This is a genomic window from Saccharospirillum sp., assembly GCF_039982735.1.
Taxonomy (GTDB): Bacteria; Pseudomonadota; Gammaproteobacteria; order Pseudomonadales; family Natronospirillaceae; genus Saccharospirillum.
Map to the genome: position 1 here is coordinate 63,236 of NZ_JBDWXV010000015.1, position 16,598 is coordinate 79,833.

General features: G+C 57.3%; 16 protein-coding genes and 4 tRNA genes. 8 read left to right on the top strand and 12 right to left on the bottom strand.

What is annotated here, in order from left to right; all coding sequences use genetic code 11:
• Position 1: 1 nt before the first annotated feature.
• From rpsR to ABJT94_RS13735, 4 genes are all read right to left on the bottom strand, one after another.
• The gene (rpsR, locus tag ABJT94_RS13720; protein ID WP_028671490.1) at positions 2–229 is read right to left on the bottom strand and encodes a 30S ribosomal protein S18; all 228 of its coding nucleotides are present in this window, start codon (positions 227–229) and stop codon (positions 2–4) included.
• A 17-nt stretch (positions 230–246) separates the two neighbouring features.
• Entirely contained in the window at positions 247–669 is a 423-nt protein-coding gene (gene rpsF / locus ABJT94_RS13725) for a 30S ribosomal protein S6 (protein ID WP_028671489.1), read from the bottom strand.
• 271 nt (positions 670–940) lie between these two features.
• The gene (locus ABJT94_RS13730) at positions 941–2,857 is read right to left on the bottom strand and encodes a M48 family metallopeptidase (protein WP_348476092.1); all 1,917 of its coding nucleotides are present in this window, start codon (positions 2,855–2,857) and stop codon (positions 941–943) included.
• Positions 2,858–2,871: 14 nt separating this feature from the next.
• The gene (locus ABJT94_RS13735; RefSeq protein ID WP_348476093.1) at positions 2,872–3,468 is read right to left on the bottom strand and encodes a LemA family protein; all 597 of its coding nucleotides are present in this window, start codon (positions 3,466–3,468) and stop codon (positions 2,872–2,874) included.
• A gap of 392 nt (positions 3,469–3,860) precedes the next feature.
• Here ABJT94_RS13735 and ABJT94_RS13740 point away from each other — a divergent pair.
• From ABJT94_RS13740 to ABJT94_RS13760, 5 genes are all read left to right on the top strand, one after another.
• Positions 3,861–3,937 (top strand) — tRNA-Met (locus tag ABJT94_RS13740).
• 9 nt (positions 3,938–3,946) lie between these two features.
• Positions 3,947–4,021 (top strand) — tRNA-Gln (locus ABJT94_RS13745).
• A gap of 60 nt (positions 4,022–4,081) precedes the next feature.
• Positions 4,082–4,156: transfer RNA gene (locus ABJT94_RS13750), tRNA-Gln, on the top strand.
• 105 nt (positions 4,157–4,261) lie between these two features.
• Entirely contained in the window at positions 4,262–5,128 is an 867-nt protein-coding gene (locus ABJT94_RS13755) for a sulfurtransferase (RefSeq protein WP_348476095.1), read from the top strand.
• On the top strand, positions 5,125–6,159 hold the full coding sequence (locus tag ABJT94_RS13760) for a polysaccharide deacetylase family protein (protein WP_348476096.1): 1,035 nt from the start codon (positions 5,125–5,127) through the stop codon (positions 6,157–6,159). The genes ABJT94_RS13755 and ABJT94_RS13760 overlap by 4 nt, the downstream gene beginning before the upstream one ends.
• Positions 6,160–6,207: 48 nt before the next feature.
• On the opposite strand, the gene fbp is transcribed toward ABJT94_RS13760, so the two are convergent.
• The 7 genes from fbp to ABJT94_RS13795 all read right to left on the bottom strand — a co-directional run bounded on the left by fbp (position 6,208) and on the right by ABJT94_RS13795 (position 12,731).
• On the bottom strand, positions 6,208–7,233 hold the full coding sequence (gene fbp / locus ABJT94_RS13765) for a class 1 fructose-bisphosphatase (protein WP_348476097.1): 1,026 nt from the start codon (positions 7,231–7,233) through the stop codon (positions 6,208–6,210).
• Between the two features lie 217 nt (positions 7,234–7,450).
• The gene (locus tag ABJT94_RS13770) at positions 7,451–8,671 is read right to left on the bottom strand and encodes a glycosyl transferase (protein ID WP_348476098.1); all 1,221 of its coding nucleotides are present in this window, start codon (positions 8,669–8,671) and stop codon (positions 7,451–7,453) included.
• On the bottom strand, positions 8,664–9,458 hold the full coding sequence (locus tag ABJT94_RS13775) for an HAD-IIB family hydrolase (RefSeq protein ID WP_348476099.1): 795 nt from the start codon (positions 9,456–9,458) through the stop codon (positions 8,664–8,666). The genes ABJT94_RS13770 and ABJT94_RS13775 overlap by 8 nt, the downstream gene beginning before the upstream one ends.
• Positions 9,455–10,327, bottom strand: coding sequence for a hypothetical protein (locus tag ABJT94_RS13780; RefSeq protein ID WP_348476100.1), 873 nt, complete (start codon positions 10,325–10,327; stop codon positions 9,455–9,457). The genes ABJT94_RS13775 and ABJT94_RS13780 overlap by 4 nt, the downstream gene beginning before the upstream one ends.
• A 304-nt stretch (positions 10,328–10,631) precedes the next feature.
• Positions 10,632–11,342 (bottom strand): DUF3581 domain-containing protein, encoded by a 711-nt coding sequence (locus ABJT94_RS13785; RefSeq protein ID WP_348476101.1) that lies wholly within the window; start codon positions 11,340–11,342, stop codon positions 10,632–10,634.
• 154 nt (positions 11,343–11,496) lie between these two features.
• Positions 11,497–12,420, bottom strand: a complete 924-nt coding sequence (locus ABJT94_RS13790) for a carbohydrate kinase (RefSeq protein ID WP_348476103.1) — start codon at positions 12,418–12,420, stop codon at positions 11,497–11,499.
• A gap of 235 nt (positions 12,421–12,655) precedes the next feature.
• A tRNA-Glu gene (locus ABJT94_RS13795) sits at positions 12,656–12,731 on the bottom strand.
• Positions 12,732–13,156: 425 nt separating this feature from the next.
• Between ABJT94_RS13795 and ABJT94_RS13800 the strand changes: the two genes are divergently transcribed.
• Together ABJT94_RS13800 and aceK are read left to right on the top strand one after the other, a co-directional pair.
• Entirely contained in the window at positions 13,157–13,942 is a 786-nt protein-coding gene (locus tag ABJT94_RS13800; RefSeq protein ID WP_348476104.1) for a hypothetical protein, read from the top strand.
• A complete protein-coding gene (gene aceK, locus ABJT94_RS13805; protein ID WP_348476105.1) occupies positions 13,929–15,653 on the top strand; it encodes a bifunctional isocitrate dehydrogenase kinase/phosphatase in 1,725 nt (574 codons plus the stop codon). The genes ABJT94_RS13800 and aceK overlap by 14 nt, the downstream gene beginning before the upstream one ends.
• A 31-nt stretch (positions 15,654–15,684) precedes the next feature.
• Here the strand turns inward: aceK and ABJT94_RS13810 are convergent, their stop codons facing one another.
• On the bottom strand, positions 15,685–16,239 hold the full coding sequence (locus ABJT94_RS13810; RefSeq protein ID WP_348476106.1) for a hypothetical protein: 555 nt from the start codon (positions 16,237–16,239) through the stop codon (positions 15,685–15,687).
• A 78-nt stretch (positions 16,240–16,317) separates the two neighbouring features.
• Between ABJT94_RS13810 and ABJT94_RS13815 the strand changes: the two genes are divergently transcribed.
• Positions 16,318–16,455: a hypothetical protein gene (locus ABJT94_RS13815; RefSeq protein ID WP_348476107.1), complete on the top strand. Its 138-nt coding sequence runs from the start codon at positions 16,318–16,320 to the stop codon at positions 16,453–16,455.
• Positions 16,456–16,598: the final 143 nt, after the last annotated feature.

A 16,598-nucleotide genomic window follows, 5' to 3' on the forward strand; every position in this document is an offset into this window, starting at 1 on the left:
CTTACTGGTGACTGTCGGTGTAAGGCAGCAAGGCAAGGTAGCGAGCACGCTTGATGGCCGAAGACAACTGGCGCTGGTAACGTGCACGGGTACCGGTGATCCGGCTGGGTACGATCTTGCCGGTTTCAGTAACGTAGCCCTTCAACAGGTCTACATCTTTGTAATCGATTTCCTTGATGCCTTCTGCAGTGAAACGGCAGAATTTGCGGCGGCGGAAAAAACGTGCCATGTGAATGCTCCTCGTTGTTAGGCTTCTTCAGACTCTTCGTCGTTCTCGGGCTCGGACTCAGTCTCTTCAGCGCGGTTGCGGGCAACAGCAGCCTGAGCTTCGTCTTTGGCCTTCTTGGCTTCAACGCTCTTCATCATCGGAGATGCTTCAGTGTCAGCATCTTTGCGACGCATGATCATGTTGCGGATGATGGCATCGTTAAACCGGAAGGTGCTCTTCAGATCTTCAACGGTGTCGTTGTCAGCTTCGATGTTCAGCAGAACATAGTGAGCCTTGTGAGCATTGAGGATCGGGTAAGCCAGTTGACGGCGGCCCCAATCTTCATGGCGATGTACCTTGCCACCTTTCTCGGTTACAACAGAGGTGTAACGCTCGATCATGGCCGGTACTTGCTCTGACTGGTCAGGATGGACCAGCAGAACGATTTCGTAATGACGCATAAAATCTCCTTGCGGTTTTGGCAACCTCCTGCGGTGCGGCCGCAGTAAGGTAAGGAGTGACTCTTCAGCCCTTGTTATGGCCCGGCCCGAAACGGCGTAACCGCCCGGCCCTGCCCATGCAAAAGGCACAAACCTCCCTGCCTGAGACAGGCCGGAAGGGCGCGCATAGTATAGAATGCCGGCGGTATAATCAAGAAAAACTGGGCCAGTGCACCTTGCATCTGGCCGCCAGGCGACTCGCTAGTGGGGACATTTGGTCGGTGACAGTGCACTAGCCGCCCGGGCGCCACTCATGCTCGACCATCGGCGGCATCGGGCACCCCAGGCAATCTGCCAGAGTCCGAAGCAGCTCGTACTCATCCTGATGAATGGCACCGTCTGCACGAATGACATCAACGCAGGCTTGCAACACCGCCCGGCGCCAGAAATAGGCGATTTCCCCCAAATGCTCCAGCGCGCCGGTTACCGCCGAAAAACTGGCCTGTTCCGGCGCAAGCAGGGACTTGTCGGCAAGCTCGAAGGGTTGTATTGCCTGCTCAAAGGCGGCTCTGGCCAGTATTGGCTGACGGTTCACATGCACCAGTGCCGAGAGCACTGTCTGCAGATCCTGCCCACACTCTTTAATGGGCCGGGTATACCCCGACCCGGCTGCATCGGCCCCGGACAAATACCGACGCACCTGCGCCAGCAATACCCATTCGCGCAGCGCCAGCGCCTCATCCATAGCCGCCAGCCGGTTCAGCCGGTCCAGAAACACCAGTCGCTCGCGCTCATCCAGCCGTTTGAGCACCGGCACGGCCATGTCGAGCAATGGCAACCGCAATTGCGGGTCGAGTTTCTGATAAAAGGGCCACAACCGCCGGAGCACTTCAACGGCCGACACATCTTCCTGTTTGATCAGGTTCAGCAGAGCCTGCTCGTGGCCCGGACTGGCCAGCATGATCTGACTGTAACAAAAGGCTCTGGCCCCGGCTGACTGATGCACCGAGTGGCGAACTTGCTCCGGGATGTTCTTATAGAGCCGCCGGGCATAATCGAGGTGATCTGGCCGCACGGTCCCAGCCAGGGCACCCAGCGTTGCCACCCCCATCACCTGCTCGAAGGCATCCGGTGCGGTGCGCGCCACTGCCCTGTCTGCCTGCTCGCTGGCGCGGCTACGATGGCGTGCCCGGGCAATAAAGGTCGGATTCACCCGGCGGATGCGATCATCCAGCGGCGGGTGCGTTGCCATCATGTTCGACAGTGCCACGCTTTCCCCAAAGCAAAAGTGCGACATGTCTTCAGCGTGTCGGTGGTGCAGCTGGCTACCCTGAACGTGTTCGCGGATCTTGTAGAGCGCCCCGGCGATGCCATCGGGGTTGCGGGTAAACTGAACCGCGCTGGCATCAGCCAGATACTCGCGCTGGCGCGAGACACCCGCTTTAATCACCCGGGCTGTCAGCACACCAACGTAGCCAATCAGAATCAACCCCAGCCCTAGCATCGCCAAAGCAGCATCGGAGCGACCGCGGCGGCTGGATCGGAACCCGATGTGCATCGAGTCCCACATCCAGCGGCCTGCCTGGCCGATCTTAATCAGACCCGCCAGTACCGCCATCAGTCGAACATTCAGACGCATATCGCCATTGAGGATGTGGCTGAACTCGTGGCCCACCACACCTTGCAGTTCATCCCGGCTCAGGGCGTCAAGCGCCCCGCGGGATACCACCAGCACAGCCTGGTCGGCCTGGTACCCGGCAACAAAGGCATTGATCGCCGTCTCCTGCTCCATCACATAAAGGCTGGGCACCGGAGCACCGGCGGCGATGGCCATTTCCTCGCTGACGTTAATGAATTGCTGAACAGCTGGTTCATTCTGCTGGTAGTCGACCTGGCGAGCCCCCGACCAGCGAGCCACGACTTCGCCCCCACCCTGGCGCAGTTGCCAGTAGGCCGCCAGTGAACCAGCGGCAATAATCAATAGGGTGCCGAGCGCCAGTTGCCAGGCATAGTGACTGGTCAGCCACCCCTGCAACGACTGCCATACCGTCGCCGGCAGGCCAGTCCCGGCATACCCCTGAATCAGCAGCCAGATGCCAAAACCCAACAGGTTAACCAGAAAAGCGGTGACCAGCACACCGAGCACAAACAACAATACCAGTTGTCCAGACTTGCGTCGGGCCTGGTCCTGATGATCAAAAAAGTCCATCCATCAGCGCCTGTTTAAAATTGAACCTTGGGCGCCTCGCGAGCTTCGGGGTTCTCCAGTTCAAACAAGGCCGCATCTTTGAAGCCGGTGACACCCGCCAGCAGATTGTTGGGGAAGGATTCCTTGTAAGTCTGGTAGTTCATAACCGCATCGTTATAGGCCTGACGGGAGAAGGCAACCTTGTTTTCAGTCGACTCCAGACTCTCCATTAAGTCCCGCATGGTGCCGTCGGCCTTGAGATCCGGGTAGGCTTCAGAGACTGCAAACAGTCGTCCCAGCGCACCGGTCAGCATGCCCTCGGCCTTGCTCAGCATATCGACCATGGGGCCATTGGTAGGGTCAGCCGCCGCTGTTTTCTGGGCCGCAACGGCCTGGTTACGGGCTGAAGTCACGTTTTCCAGAGTTTCCCGCTCATGCGCCATGTACTTCTTGGCGGTTTCGACCAGATTGGGAATGAGGTCATGCCGGCGTTGCAACTGCACGTCTATCTGGGAGAAAGCATTCTTGAAGCGGTTGCGCAGTGCGACCAGCCGGTTGTATATAACCACACCTACGATCAGGATGACGGCAGGTATACCCCAGGTAATAACAGTACTGATCCACGACTCCATTCTACTCTCCTTCAATGCGGTAAAATTACAGAATTCCCGAACAGGGCTGAGCCGGCCGGATAACAGGCCGCAGCCCCTTCCCGGCAGTTTAGCGAGCCAAGCCTGGAAACAATAGCGCCGTATGCTGTATTAGGCACCCGGTCACAAAACGCATAGCTGCACACCATTTGGACAGATTGCACGGATAACTTGTTTTTTTGGTCAATCCTGCGAAAATCGCCGACCGGCTTGCCTGTTGTGTGAGCAAGGCGATACTGGCACCGTATTCCATGCGCTTCAGACAGGGTTTCATCTCCGGATTCAGGGTTCTAAGCCCTTGAATTTTTTGAAAAAAACGAGATGTTCGTGTTGACACACTGGAAAATATTCGCATAATACGCAGCCGTTACGGAGGCTATGTAGCTCAGCTGGTTAGAGCACAGCATTCATAATGCTGGGGTCGCTGGTTCAAGTCCAGCCATAGCCACCAACTTCTTAATGGGCCGTCGCCAAGTGGTAAGGCAACGGGTTTTGATCCCGTCATTCGCAGGTTCGAGTCCTGCCGGCCCAGCCATATCCCCGCCTTCAGTGGTATCATCTCCCCTCTGTAGACGGTATTGTTTACGTATTCTTTTGGGCCGTCGCCAAGTGGTAAGGCAACGGGTTTTGATCCCGTCATTCGCAGGTTCGAGTCCTGCCGGCCCAGCCATACCTTCCTCTGCACATAACGCTTACCCATTCATAACAGCCCCTGCGCTTCTCATAGACCCTATTAATCGCTATCGTAACTGGTCAATTGAAAGGAAGCCGACGCATGTCTATCGCAACTCATCCGCTTATCGAGGCTGATCAGCTGGCCGACTGGCTGGCCAACCCCGACATCGTGTCACCCCTGATTCTGGACTGTCGGTTCAATCTGGCCGATCCGGCTGCAGGCGAACAGCATTACCTGCGCGAACACCTGCCCGGGGCGGTCTATGCGCACCTGGACCGGGACCTGTCCGGCACCCGCATTCCCGGCCAGACCGGTCGCCACCCTCTGCCCCACCCGGAAGACTGGCAAGTCCGCTTGCGCGACTGGGGCGTTAACAACGACACCACCGTGGTGGTGTATGACCAGAATAATGCCATGCTCGCCGCACGAGCCTGGTGGCTGTTGCGCTGGGCAGGTGTTGCCCGGGTTCAGGTACTCAACGGCGGGCTGGATGCCTGGCAAGGGCCACTGCAATCGGGCGCCGACAGCCACCCGCACCGGGCCGGGAGCATCAAAGCTACCTGCCCGCAAGACTGGATAATCTCCGGTAAAGACCTACAAACCGGGCTGTCTGAGCTGACACTACTGGATGCCAGGGCCCTGCCTCGCTTTCTAGGCGAGCAGGAGCCTCTGGATGCCAAAGCCGGCCATATTCCCGGAGCTCGCTGCGCCGATTTTACCGGCAACCTGGATGCCAGCGGTCGCTTCCTGAATCCGGAAGCCCTGGCCAGCCGCTTCGCCAGTGTTGGCAATCGCCCGCACACCGTCAGTTATTGCGGTTCTGGCGTCACCGCCTGCCATACTATTCTCGCCATGACACTGGCAGGCTACCCGCAACCCCGCTTATATGCCGGATCTTGGAGTGAATGGATCACCGATCCGCAGCATCCCATTGAAACCGACCCATCCAAGGAGCCCGCTTTATGATCAAGCGTCTGCTAGTGACACTAGGTGCCTTGCTGTTCAGCATTACCGTGCACGCAACCGATTCGGTCAATATTCTGGTTTACCACCACGTCGCCAATGACACGCCGGCCAGCACGACGATCAGTCCCTCCAGATTTCGGGAGCACCTACAGTTGTTACGCGACAATGACGTGACCGTGGTACCGCTGGAAGATGCGCTGGCTGCACTGCGCGGCGATGCTGACATCGACCTGCCCGACAAAGCCGTCGCCATTACCTTTGACGACGCTTATGAGAACATTCACACCAATGCCTTTCCATTGCTGAAGGAATTTGATGTACCGTTCACGGTGTTTGTGGCTACCGACCCAATCGACCAGAAGTTCCAGGAAATGATGAGCTGGGATCAGCTTCGGGACCTGCAGGAATGGGGGGCCACCATTACCAACCACAGCCGGGACCACGATTACATGGTTCGCCACTCACCGCTCGATGACGCCTGGTTGCAAGCGATGATCGACAACATCAGCCACGCCCAGCAACGCCTGACCGACGAACTGGGCGGTGGCGTTCCGCGCTGGTTTGCCTACCCTTATGGTGAATACAACGAGTCGCTGAAACAGGCGCTGCTGGATGAAGACTACATTGCCTTTGCACAACATTCGGGCGGCATGAACGCCGACAGCGACTGGGGCGCCATACCCCGTTTCGCCGCCGCAGGCGTTTATGCCAACCCGGAAACTCTGATCACCAAAATCAACAGCAAGCCGATGCCGGTGAACCGGACGGCCCTGCCCGATATGCTGACGTCCGAGACCCGCCCCAGTGTCACCGTGGAACTGACCGACACTTCCGACATGAGCCGCAGCCTGAACTGCTTTGTCGACAGCGCCTGGGTCGACGCCGAATGGCTGGACGACACCCGGTTTCGGGTAAGCGCACCGGAGGCTCTCAGTGATGGACGCCACCGCTTTAACTGCACCTCACAGGCACGCAGCGGCTCGTTTTTTTACTGGTTCTCACAACCCTGGCTGGTGCAAACCGACCGGTAAAAAAAGGCGTGTGGGGAGCCGCCACGGCCCCCACACAGCCCAGCAATATCAGCCTTTACCGCCAAACTCATCGAGACAGCTTTCCAGGTCTTCTATCATGCGTCGGGAGCCGGCAAAGAAAGGCACCCGCTCATGCAGTGATTCGGGCTGGATGTCCATGATACGTTGCCCGGAACCACTGATGGCGCGGCCGCCGGCCTGCTCCACCAGAAAGGCGATGGGATTGCACTCATACAACAGGCGAAGCTTGCCCTCAGGATAAGGCGCTGAAGACGGGTAGAGGAAAATGCCGCCATAGATGAGATTACGGTGAATATCTGACACCAGCGAGCCAATGTAGCGACTGGTATAGGGGCGTGAGGTGGCCGCGTCTTCCACCTGGCAGTACTTGATATAGCGTTTCACCCCGTCCGGGAAGTGCACGTAGTTGCCTTCGTTAACCGAATAGATCTGACCGAGTTCCGGGGTTTTCATATCCGGGTGCGACAAACAGAACACGCCCAGCGTTGGGTCGAAAGTGAAGCCATTCACCCCATGGCCGGTGGTATACACCATCATGGTGGAAGAGCCGTAAATCACATAACCGGCCGCAACCTGTTCGTTGCCGCGCTGGTAGAAATCGGCATCGGTAACCTTGGTCCCCAGGGGTGAGCGACGCTTGTAAACCGAGAAGATCGTACCTACGGAGACGTTCACATCGATGTTTGAAGAACCATCGAGCGGATCCATCAGCACGATGTATTTGCTGTCGGTATTCAGGCCGTCATCGAGCAGGATGTAATGGTCTTCTTCCTCTGAGGCAATGCCACAGACAACGCCCCGCGCCGCCAGAGCAGCCTTGAAGGTATCGTTGGCCAGCACGTCCAGCTTACGTTGTGCTTCGCCCTGAATGTTGTCACCCCCGGCCAATCCGGCCAGGTCAGCCAGACCCGCCTTGTTGATCTCGCGGTGAATGACCTTTGCGGCCAGTCGAATGGCCGAAAACAGGGCAGAGAACTCGCCGGAGGCGTTCGGGTAGTCTTTCTGATTGGCGATGATGAACTCGCCCAGCGTTTGCATAAAGTGCGGTTTCATGGTGCTTCCCTGGTGTTTTTGACGTTAATGGTCAGGTTGATTATCGGGTTGATAGTAGTACTGCTTATCGGGTCGCTTCAGGAGCAACCTCTTTATTGAATGAGCGTACGGTTCGCTGGCATTGGGTAAAACCCCGGCGAACCGGCTCGAGTCGAGCGACATGGTGTCGCTCAGGTGGGTATTATTGATCGTACAGCGCCCGGTGGCGAGCCTTGTGTTAGCCCATTTCCTGATTATCCAGTTCCACCGCATCAAATATTTGCTCAAGAATGTCGGGTATGGCCGACTGCACCCGGCTCCAGCTGGGCATAAAAGGCGTCGCCATGGGGTTTTCCAGAAATTCCTGTCCTGCAGACATCACGTTGCGCGCAAACAACTCCACCGCCTCCTCTTCGGCATGCCGGTCGAGCGACAGTCCGTTGAAAACGGCATCGTTGTAGTAGGTTTCGATGTAATCGAGAGCAACCCGGTAATAAGTCGCCTTGATGGTGCGAAAATGCTCTTCGGTAAACACCTGCCCCTGGGTGGCGAGCTTGCGAAAGAACGCCTTACTGATGTCCCGCGACATCTTCGACAGCCCCTGACGCGCGTCTTCCGGACTCAGCGGCTGATGCTTGTGATCATAGATATCCGCCACATTCACCTGGCAGATGCTGCGCGGGCTGTAATTGCGGTGCAGTTCAGCCAGCACGCCCACCTCCAGGCCCCAGTCACTCGGGATGCGAATGTTGCGCAAGACGTCAGTACGCAGGCTGAACTCACCGGACAACGCATAGCGAAACGAGCTCATGTATTCGAGGAACTCATTCTCACCCTTCACCATCTTCAACGCCCGTATCAGCGGAGAGACCAGCAAGCGGCACACCCGCCCGTTCATTTTATTGTCGGCTATGCGGGCGTAGTAACCTTTGCAGAACTGATACCGGTAAGCTGGGTTTGCCACCGGGTATATCAGCCGTGCCAGCATGCTGCGATCGTAGGTTTTTATGTCGCAATCGTGCATGGCCACTGCTTTGGCCCGGTTGGCGGCCAGAATATAGCCGTAGCAATACCAGACGTTGCGGCCCTTGCCCATCTCGGCCGGTGCCAGGCCTTTACTGGCCAGCAAACGGTCTATGGCTTGCAAGCGCGGGCCATCGTTCCATAGAATCCTTACCTGTTGCGGCAACCGCGAAAAATACTGCTGTGCATGCTTGAACTCCTCACGATTGGCCCGGTCCAGCCCGACCACGATGTCGTTCAGATACGGCACCGGAATCAACTCCTGGACGATGTTCTCCAGAGCCGGCTGTTCAAGCTCGGAATACAGGGACGGCAACACCAGTGCCATGGGATTTTGATGGGAAAAACCGACCAACTCCTTTTCCATGGACGCCAGCGGTCGGTCCACCAGATTGTGCAGATTGGCAATCACGCCGTTCTGGAAAAAATCACTCATCTCGTTCTCCTCGGAGTTCGTTGAACAGCCCCTGATTCAGCAACGACAACATCGCTTCGTTCCAGCCGGCAGGGCCCGGCTGGCTGGCACGTCTAATGGTCGTCAGGGATTCAGGCCGGCGCGTGCCGGCGGTTGGAATGCGGATACCGATGGTGGCTCGGGCCAGCATGGCGTCGTCATTGCCGCCATCACCCAGCACTACCGTGTGTTCGACGTTCAGACGGCGAGTCATCCAATCAAGCGCGGTGCCTTTGTCAGCGCTACCAGCCAAATGCAAAAACCGCCCTCCTTCCAGCACCCGTCCGCTGCGGGCTTCCACGCCACGGATAAAGGCGGCTCGCGCGGGCCAGTCGGTTGGGTAATAGACCGGCAACGAGGCTTCCCGGGCTCGTGCCCGGGCGGCATCGGCCAGGCTCAGACCAGTCCAGTCGGCCACCTGCTGGTCACTGGCCTGGTGAAATCCGATGCCGTGTGCGCCACTCTCCAGGCTTGCCTGATCGAACCAGTCAATCAAAGTGTCGGTTACTTCGCCAAGTACCTCCCGGGTTTGGGAACCGGGGCGATCATCAATCACTACGGCCCCGTTCTCACAAGCCATCAGGGGCGCCAGGTAAGGAATATCAGTACGCAATGAGACCAGTTCGGTGGCGGTTTTACTGGTGACTGCGATGACCGGAATGTTCAGTGCCTGCAACGCCTGCAGCGCGGGCTCTGCCGGTCGCCAGTCGTAACTGTCGTGATCGAGCAAAGTGCCGTCCAGGTCGGTCAGTACCATCCACCGTGTCATTGGTCAGGCCCCTTCTTGAGCCATTGCATCGGACCGGGCTGCTGATCGGCCCCAAGCGGAATCAGTACATCGGCCCGTTCGGGCAGGGTTGCCAGCGCGTGCCTGGTCAGTCGTTCGTAATGGGAGATGAAACGCCGCAGCGCCACCTCATCCATAACTCCCTGGCCCTGTTTGCGGGCACGCAATGCCTCTTCCTGCTTTTTGCGCCAGGCAAACACCTGCTCAAACCCGGGCGCTTGCAGCACAATCAGGGCATCCAACTGGTTGTACCAGGGTTCATAGAACTGACGCAGCTGGTCGTTCACATAGTGACGCCAGTCGCCGGCAGAATCTTCCCGCGCTTCCAGACTGTTAACGGGCTCGTTCAACTCGGTTTCCGGCTGAGCCGTCAGGCCCACACACCAGCCTTCAAACAGCAGGACATCGGGTGGTGTTTCACAATGGTGCCAGTCGGCCCGCGAAGCCCGGTCGTCCTGGGCCTTGTCGAACCGGGGCAATGCCCGGGAACCAGTACCGGACCGCACCCAGGAGAATATTTCCCGCCCGAGCACAACGTCGTGGGTACCCGGCACGCCGCGCGTAGCCAGTAAAGGGTGCGTGCTTTGTGCCAGCGCATGTCGATCAGCCCGGCTGAGGTAAAGGTCATCGATCGACAGCACCTCAACGCTGAGCCCCGCTTTTTCGAGGTGCCACTTCAACACCTGAGCCAGCGTCGATTTACCCGACCCCTGAGTACCCTGAATGCCCACCAGCGTTAACCGGCTGGCAATCACCCAATCGGCCAGCGGTTGATACAGGCTGGCCTGATGGGCCAACAAGGCCTCGGGCAAACCGGCCGATTGAATAAAATCTGCGAATGTCGGATCCATGATGAAAATCCTGTCCTGCGGTCAGGGCCTGTTGCCCCAACTTGATTGGCGTCAGTCGCTCTACAGAATAGGACACAGCAAGATACCGGCCAGGACTGACCGTGAAAGTAACGCGCTGCTCGCACCGAATGAGTGCAAATGATAAACATCGCCCCATTTTTGCCACCAGCAAGCACCCTAATGGCGCACGAGCATCCGGAGCGGATACAAGGGCTCAGGGGTCGGGATGAGGCAGGGGCAAAACAGGAAATGACAGCCCGGACGACGGCGCGTGCGGGCCAACAAAGCGGGAGTGGAGCCAGATTCAGCGGGCGTAATTGGCCCTGAGGTGGTCAAATTCAGCGATAACGCCATCCATCAGCTCGGCATCGAAGGGCTGCAACCCGCTGACGATCAGCTTCTTGATGCCCGTCCCCACCCGCTGCCCGCCAGCGACAATGTTGAATTCGAACAGGGCGTCGCCGCGCTTGCCATTGACGATCAAAGAGGTATTGGCCAGTTCGAGCGATGGCTGACTGATGTCGAGGTCTGTCAACTCGAATGCCATGCTCTCGTAAATCACCAGGGGCCGGCGCGGGTTGAACATCACCTGGTGCTTTTCCAGCAGGGGTACCATGATGAAAGGGAAATTCTGGCCCGAGAACGCCACGTAACTGCGTGTCAGGTCTTCGATCAGGGCCGCATCGTGGCTGGTTTCACCGCTGTGCTCCAGGTGCAGATAAGCCTTGCCTTCGGCATCGACAATGTCAATGGTGCCCTTGTCCACTTCAGGAAGTACCAGTGTCCGGTCGGCGCCGACCATGCCCGAGAAACGAACCGACATCGATTTACTCAGCCCGTAGCGGTTCAGAACCAGCGCGAACAACAAGTCACCCGGCACCACAAACCGCTTGGCGCCAACATTGTGAATGGGGTTGAAATCGCCAGCGATTTCCTTGGCAAAGGTACTGCCCTGCTCAGCACTGACGCTGATGGTATTGTCGGTGTGCTGAGTGTGAAAGGCGTCTAGAAACACAGGGCTCCCCTATTTAATGCAAGGATAAATCGTACAATCCGGCCGGGCTGAACATCAATACAGACCGGCACCGGCACTGTACCGGAACACAGCATTGTTAACCAAAGCAGCCAGCTATTCAGCGGCCATCAACAAAAAGAGCTGTGAATAAGGGTCACTGAACGTCGTCGGCCGTCGGTAATGAGGTAAAAGCCCCCGCCCGTCCAGCCGCCCAGGCACCGCATTTAACGGCCAAACTCAGTGCAGCCTCCCAGTCGGGTGTCTCTTGCTGGCAAAGACTGACCAGCACAGCGCCGGAAAACGCATCACCGGCGCCAGTAGTATCAACCACAGTAACGTCTGGCACCGGCATTTGGTGGCGGACATCGGGCGTTATCAATGTCGCCGGGTTGGCTCCATCGGTAATAAAAATGGCCTTGGCTTCATGGGCAAAGGCCCAACTCACCAGCTCGGATTCGGCATCGCCATCCCATAGCTCATCCAGTTCTTCACGACTGACCTTGATCACATCGGCACGTTTGAGCATTGACTGGATCGGTTCGCGGAAATTGGTCTGATCGGGCCAAAGATTCTTACGCAGATTCACATCGAAGCTGATCAGATTGCCCGCCGCCCGGCACCGGTCGATAAAACCAATATGGACGCGGCGGATGCCGGGCTCGGTAAGGGTATTGGAACAGCAGTGCAGTATGCCCGGGGCAAATTCAGCCGGGTTGGGCAATTTATGGGCTGCGAGCATCACATCGGCCGTGCCCTGGCGGTAAAACTGAAAACTGCGCTCGCCGCGGTCATCGAGCGTCACCATGGCCATAGGGGTGGGCGCGTCGGTCGAACGCAGATACCGGGTATCGACGCCGTAGTGGTTAAGGGCCGTTTTCAGATAATGGCCAAAGCCATCCCGGCCGACCTGACCAATGAACAGTGCCCGTGCGCCCAGGCGCGCGGCAGCAACAGCGGCATTGGCCGGCGCACCACCCGGGTAAAACACAGCCTGAGGCATGGCCAGGCCCTGCTCAGTCACGGTTCCGTTTTGCAGGGCATCGACCAGGACTTCACCAAAGGCATAAACCGGCTTCATGAACGTTTCACTCACTTGGGCTGTTGCAGATAGGCTGAAGTGTGTCACTTCCGTCGCAGGCTGTCACGGCTGTGGCTCCATTCGGGCGTTGTCGAAAAACTCAGAGGCCCGACAGGATGGCAAACTCGGGCAATGGGCCCAACAGGCAGTCAGAAATATCAGGTGAGGCTATACTGTGTGCAGTCGGTACAAGAGGGAACGGGTGTGCAGGAGGTTTCACTGGAAGGTGCTGGAGTGGTATCCCGTAGGGGACTCGAACCCCTGTTACCGCCGTGAAAGGGCGGTGTCCTAGGCCACTAGACGAACGGGACACGTCAAAAGCGGTGGGAACTTTAAGGTCGAGTCTGAATACTGTCAAGCAAATCTTTGTTTTTATACGTTTTTTTAGATTACACTGCTAGGGAGCCTCTGAATAACTCCCCCGGGGCTCTGGCTTATCCGAGGGACGTTGCTACAAGGCGGACTCATGCAGGAATGTCTAGACCTTTCAAATGAGTCCAACGCAGTGGCAGCGTTCCTCGGAAAGCCCTGGAGGGCGCGGCTAAAACGTCCTGCCCCGGCGTTGCACTTCTTGACAAGGGCTACGGCCATTGCGCTGCGAAGTGCGCCTTGTGCCAGAACGTTTTAGCTCGCGCAGAGCCCTGGGGGAGTTGTTCAGAGGCTCCCTAACATCAACCCAAGTTCAGCCGCCGCCCCTCCGGGCCGGGTCGTCTGCTGGAAGAATATGAGAGGCCACATGGGCGCGTCCACTACGACATTGCTTGGTGTTATCGCAGTCGCCATCATCAGTCTGATGGTTATCGGCATGCTCATTGCCCAGGGTCGTCACAAAGCCCGCGCCGCCAATAAAGAGTTGCTGCAAAACCTGCTCAACCAGCAACGCAAGCTGAACAACGTATTGCGTGGTCTGCCTTCGTCTTTTCTATCTCCCGAATTACGCGATTTTATCTACCAGGCGCTGCTGCAAAACATCAAGGCACAGATTCCTCTGTCGGCCGATAAAGCCAAGTTGCTGGAGGAGGATTTCCAGGAGCTGGCCAAAGAACGCGCCCGGCTGCGCAAGAACCCGCCTTCGGCGGTAGCCCCGCGCCTGAACTCGGAAGAGACCAATCTGCACCGGCAAACGCTCAAATCCCTGTTTCTATTTATTAAACGCAATTACGACAGTGGCCGCCTGAACAAAACCGACGCCGACAAACTGCTGAACCAGGTGGAATACAAACTGGTTGAAACGGCCCTCGATTATTTCAAGACCCGCGCCGACCAGGCCATGGTGACCAAGCACTTCAGGGAGGCGCGCGTCGCTTACCAGAAAGCCATTGATACCATCGCCACCTCGCGCCAGGCGCCGTTGTTCAAGCAGGAAGAGATTGAGCTGCGTACCCGCCTGCAACAAATCATTGAAGCCTGGCGTAACGATCGCAAAGCCCAGTCCAGTGGTCAGGCAGAGCGACTGGCGGCCGATATGGAAGGCTTGATTGATGATCAGGAAAGCTGGAAGAAAAAGAATGTCTACGACTGAGTCACCCTCTGTTCGTCTGGCCGGGCGCATTCTGGCCGGGTTCGACCAGCACTATCAGATTTTCCGCTCTTACTGCCAGCGTGCCCATCAGGGCTTTTTGAACGCTCAATGGCTTGAGCTGCAAGCCATTCACCGAGACCGGGTCGACCTCTATGATGCCCAGGTCGACCTGTGCGTTCAGTCGCTGCGTGAATGCAATGAAGGTCTGGATCCAAAGCACTGGCAAGGTGTCAAACAACTGCTTAGTGAACAGCTGAGTCACCACCCACAGCCGGACCTGGCGGAAACCTTCTTCAACTCGGTCTTTTGCCGGCTGTTCGACCGCCGCTATTTCAACAATGAATACATCTTCGTCGAATCCGATGCACTGTGGCGGCATTATGAGACCGACGAAGACCTGGTGCGCCGCTACACGGTCGATGGCAATCTGGAAGCGACCATACTGCAACTGCTGAAAGACATGGACATCGGCCTGCCGTTCGAGAACGCCCACCGGGACGTCCGGCACCTGATTCACCGGTTCCGGACTCAGGAACCGGAGCTGGCCAAAACCGCCTCCAAATACAGCATCGACCTGATCACCACGCCGTTTTTTCGCAACAAGGCCTGTTATCTGATCGGGCGGTTGAACCTGTCCAACCGGACACTGCCCTTTATTGTGCCAGTGCTGAACAACGAAGACGGTTTCCTCTATGCCGACACCCTGCTGCTCGACAGCAATGCCATGGCCATCGTATTCGGCTTTGCCCGGGCCTATTTCTTTGTGGACACCGGCAGCCCCATGGCCATCGTCAATTTTTTGCGCAAGCTGATGCCCACCAAAACCCGGGCCGAGCTCTACTCATCGATCGGGTTGCACAAGCAGGGGAAAACCCAGTTTTATCGCGAGCTGCTACAGCACATGGCGGTCAGCGACGATCAGTTCGAAATCGCACCGGGTATCAAGGGCATGGTGATGACGGTCTTTACCCTGCCCTCCTACCCCTATGTGTTCAAGATCATCAAAGACAAGTTTGCTCCCCAGAAAGACATGACGCGTCAGCATGTCAAAAACCAATATCACCGGGTCAAGCAGCACGATCGGGTGGGTCGCATGGCCGATACCTGGGAGTTTTCCAAGGTTGCTCTGCCTCTGGATCGCGTTTCGGAAGAGTTGCAGCAAGAGCTGGCTCGGGTGGCGGAATCGAGTATTCGCTTTGAAAACGACCAGTTGATCATCAACCACTGCTACATCGAGCGCCGGATGATCCCGCTCAACCTCTATCTGGAAGACCCGACCCGGGAAACGCAACAGGAAGCCGTTCTCCGGGAATACGGCCAGGCTATACGGGAGCTGGCAGCGGCCAACATCTTTCCTGGTGACATGCTATTAAAGAATTTCGGGGTAACGCGCCACGGACGGGTGATTTTCTACGACTACGATGAAATCGACTGGGTGACCAACTGCAATTTTCGCCGGATTCCGCCACCACGCTACCCGGAAGACGAAATGGCCAGTGAACCCTGGTACAGCGTGGCACCGAACGATATTTTTCCGGAAGAGTTTGCCACCTTCCTCTTCAACGAAGCCCGGCTGGAGCGCTACTTTGTGACTTACCACGCCGCCTTGCTGGATGCAGACTACTGGCGCGGGGTTCAAGATGAACTGAACGCGGGTGTGGTCGCCGATATTTTTCCCTACCCCGACCACATCCGCCTGAGCCGCCCCTGACAGGCGACGGCAAGCCAGTACTTCGTGCGCGTCAGTTCTGCTCGTTACGAGGTTGAGGCACCAGCCTGCCTGCCGTTTGCAGCGACAGGGTTCCGTATTGCTCTGCGCTGATCACAAAGCGGCCACAGTCAGCACCGCCGGAGGCCTGGCACTCACCCAGCCCTTCAATCGTCGCTTCTGGTGTCAGTTCCAGAATACGCCGGTCTTCGGTGACACAGACCATTTTGCCGGCTTCCAGCTGTGCCGCGTCACCCCCGAGCGATACCCGCACCGACATCAGACAGTGGCGTGGCAACGCCTCACTCAGTGCGCCCTCCGGGCTGCCATCGTCTTCGGGCTGAACCGTGACCGTCCCAGATTCCGTCAGGGTCTGGTCCACCAACGGCACCAGGCGAATTTTTGCCGTCTCAGAAAGGGCGATGGCTGCCTCCCCTGAGCCTTCCGTTTCCGCCACCGCCGAACCGGCCAGAACCAGCATCAGCATGCCAACCGACCAGCTCAGCGATTTCTCAAAAGGCGCTTTCATGTTCATCCTCACGTCAGTAAACCGATAAAAACGGCGCCAGTTTACCAGAATCAGAAGCATCAGGCAGACCTCATGCCTTGCCAACACGAAAAGATTCGGTACACAATGAAACGCACCTTTCCAGGATGACGATGTCCCATGTATAAAAAGCTTCTGCTCTTTCTGCTGGTTGTCACTGCGGTGGTAGCTGCACTGGTTTATTACGACCGGAACCGGACCAACCCCTGGGGGTCTGACGTATTCTTCGGCTCCCTTGGCATGGTGTTCGGGGCCTGACACCCGTGTATTTAGAAAAAATTAAGCAAGAAACTAACGGCAAATCAATGCGCTTTTGCCTACACTGATTTTGAACAGCTATCGCCAAACACTCACCTGCCGGCCGTCTCAGGACTCATTGGCAGGTCAGGCGCATCACACAA